This is a genomic window from Thauera sp. (assembly GCF_035444905.1).
Lineage (GTDB): Bacteria > Pseudomonadota > Gammaproteobacteria > Burkholderiales > Rhodocyclaceae > Thauera.
In genome coordinates this window covers 1-2837 of record NZ_DAOMPS010000126.1, presented here as the reverse complement: position 1 = coordinate 2837, position 2837 = coordinate 1, and the positions used below count along the sequence as shown (strand labels likewise).

The window sequence follows — 2837 nt, the reverse complement described above, 5'->3', positions numbered from 1 at the left end:
GGGCCAGGTTGAGCACCACGCCCACCACGGCGGCGGTGATGCCGGTGAGCGGCGCGGTGAATTTGAGGTCGCCGTGGGTGGATTCCACCAGCGGAGCGCCTGCCAGGATGAACACGAAACTGGGCAGGAAGGTGAAGAAGGTGGCCACCGTGGCGCCGGCCATGCCGGCGAGCGCCAGCGCATCCGGCCCGAAGATCTCCTTGGTCCAGGCGCCCACGAAGCCGACGAAGGACACCACCATGATCAGTGGCCCCGGTGTGGTCTCACCGAGCGCCAGGCCATCGATCATCTGCGTGCCGGTCAACCAGCCATAGGTCTCGACGCCGCCCTGATAGACGTAGGGCAGCACCGCATAGGCGCCGCCGAAGGTCAGCAGCGCTGCCTTGGTGAAGAACTCGCCCATGTCCCGCAGCACGGGATCCGCCAGCATCGCCATGGCCCCGACCCAGAGTGCCAGACTCGCGATCAGCAGGGTGAGCAGGTAGGACCAGCGGAACCGGGTGTGGGCCATCGGCGGGGTGTCGTCGTCGATGAGCGCCGGGCCGTAGTCCTTGTCGCTGGCCCCGTGCCCGCCGCCCACCCGGAACTTGTCCGGCATCACCCGGCCGCCGATGTAGCCCAGGATGCCGGCCACGAGCACGATGTAGGGGAAGGGGACGCCGAAGACAAAGATGGCGACGAAGGACGCTGCCGCCAGCGCCCAAAGCACATTGTTCTTCAATGCCCGCGAGCCGATGCGCCAGGCGGCGAAGACGACGATGGCCACCACCGCCGGCTTGATGCCGTTGAACACCCCCTGCACGAAGGTCAGGTTGCCGAAGGCCAGATAGACGTAGGTGAGCGCCGCGAGGATGAAGAGCGAGGGCAGCACGAACAGGACGCCGGCGACGATGCCGCCCCAGGTGCGATGCAGCAGCCAGCCAAGGTAGATGGCAAGCTGCTGCGCCTCGGGACCGGGCAGCAGCATGCAGTAATTCAGCGCGTGCAGGAATCGGCGCTCGGAAATCCAGCGCCGTCTCTCGACCAGCTCCTGGTGCATGATCGCGATCTGCCCGGCGGGGCCGCCGAAGCTGATGAAACCGAGCTTGAGCCAGTAGAGGAAGGCTTCGCGGAAAGAGGGGTGGGCGGGTCGCGCCTGGGCCGGGGTGTTCAAGCTGTATTGTCCTTGTAGTTCTGCAGCAGCCAGTCGAAGATCTCGCACGCGCGCGCATGCAGCGCGTCGTCGTCGGGCTCGGATGCGCGCAGGCCGGCGAGCAACGCTTCGATGCCCGGCGCCTCCGGCACCGGCAGCCCGCCCGCGTCCAGGCAATGCACCAGCGCACCCAGCCGCAGCAGCGCAGGATCGGACTCCAGTTCGAAGCTTGCCAACAAGGTCTCGAACGTCACCTTGGTGCCGACGTGGCTGAACGTCGCACCGTCGAAATCGAAGCCAAGCCAATCGGCCTTGCAGTCGGAGGGGCTCGCCAGCCAGACGATGCGGGCGTGCGGGTCGATGAAGCGGCGGATCAGCCAGGCACTGGCCAGTCGGTCCACCCACGGACGTGCACGTGTGGCCCAGACGCGGCCCTGAAAGTCGGCGCGCGCGCATACCGGAATGTCGGCCGGACGGGCAGTCGGTTCATCGGGAGACAGGCGGCGCATGAGCGCAGCGCGCAGGTCGTCGATCAGGCTCAGGGTCTGGCGCTGCGCCTCGCCCGGAAAAAAGTCGATGCGCGTCACCTGCTCGAAGCGGCGCCCGAGCGTCTGGAGCTTGCGCGCGGCGACGGCGCCGTCGAGAGATGCCTGGCTCCGTCCGAGATCCCTGATCTCCCCGGCGATGTTGGCGTACTCCTCGCTCCGGTCGAACAGGGCGCGCAACGCGTCCTCTCTTGCCTCGTCGCACCCCGACAGACGATAGACCTCGCCGCTCCCTCCGGCCTCCACCGCGTGCCCGGCCACCTCGTCCAGCACCGCAGCGCTGTCGACCGAGTCGGGTAGCAGATAGACCCCGTCGCGCAGCGTTGCGCAACCCAGGGCCTTGACCGAACGCCAGACGCGCATGCGGCCGGTCGATGCCTTCGTGGGCAGGCTGACGAAAAGGGCGAGATAGCTCAAAACCGGGCTTCTCAAGCTGATGAATGTTTACACTATAACTTGCAGTTTCACTTATCACAAATATCCGCAGTTCATCCCTCCTGGGCGACCTCGCAAACCGCATCAGAATGACGGCCGACCGTGCCACACGCCCACCCGGTGCGCTCGTTGCCACACCCCCAAGGTCGATGGCGGCAGCGGCGTTGCACCCATGCGTGGACGGGGCAATTCTCCGCACGGCCCTGACGTTTCCGATTGTTGCGAATGTCCCGCAACAAGCCGGACTCCTGTATAAAACGGCGCACCGATCACCGAAGGCGCCCAGCCCTCGCGAAACCGACCCGTCATGACCGTGTTTGCCGCCTCATCCTTCTTCTCGCAAGAGATCGCCCGCGCGCTGGCGAGGGGATTGGTCGGGCTGCTGATGCTCTCGCATGCGCTGTTCGCGTTCTCGAGTGCGATCTCCCTGTCTCACGATCCGTTGCATGCTGCCTCCCACGCGCATGCGTTTGCCAATGCGGGCACGGATCAGGACGATCATGGCCATAGCCATGATGACGTCGAGGACGAGGGCGGGCCCCACCAACACGGTCACAACCCGGCCGACCACAGCCACGACAAGCCGAACGTGCCACCCACGCACGCGACAGGTGTTCCACCGCTGTCGAATCAGTGGATCGCCGACGAGCGTCGCCTCGGCTATCCCGCACCCTGCGCCACGCTCGAGCGCCCGCCAAAACGTCTCCTGATCGTTTGACCTGTCG

The 2837-nt window shown here is 66.2% G+C and carries 3 protein-coding genes; 1 reads left to right on the top strand and 2 read right to left on the bottom strand.

Going from position 1 to position 2837, the window contains the following annotated elements; genetic code table 11:
- The coding region (gene chrA / locus PLC66_RS22475; protein WP_324544401.1) for a chromate efflux transporter at positions 1 to 1153 on the bottom strand (1153 nt) is incomplete at its 3' end.
- Positions 1150 to 2094: a chromate resistance protein ChrB domain-containing protein gene (locus tag PLC66_RS22470; protein ID WP_324544400.1), complete on the bottom strand. Its 945-nt coding sequence runs from the start codon at positions 2092 to 2094 to the stop codon at positions 1150 to 1152. The genes PLC66_RS22470 and chrA, both read right to left, overlap by 4 nt.
- A gap of 325 nt (positions 2095 to 2419) precedes the next feature.
- Here PLC66_RS22470 and PLC66_RS22465 point away from each other — a divergent pair, with 325 nt between their 5' ends.
- Entirely contained in the window at positions 2420 to 2830 is a 411-nt protein-coding gene (locus PLC66_RS22465; protein WP_270068462.1) for a hypothetical protein, read from the top strand.
- Positions 2831 to 2837 lie beyond the last annotated feature (7 nt).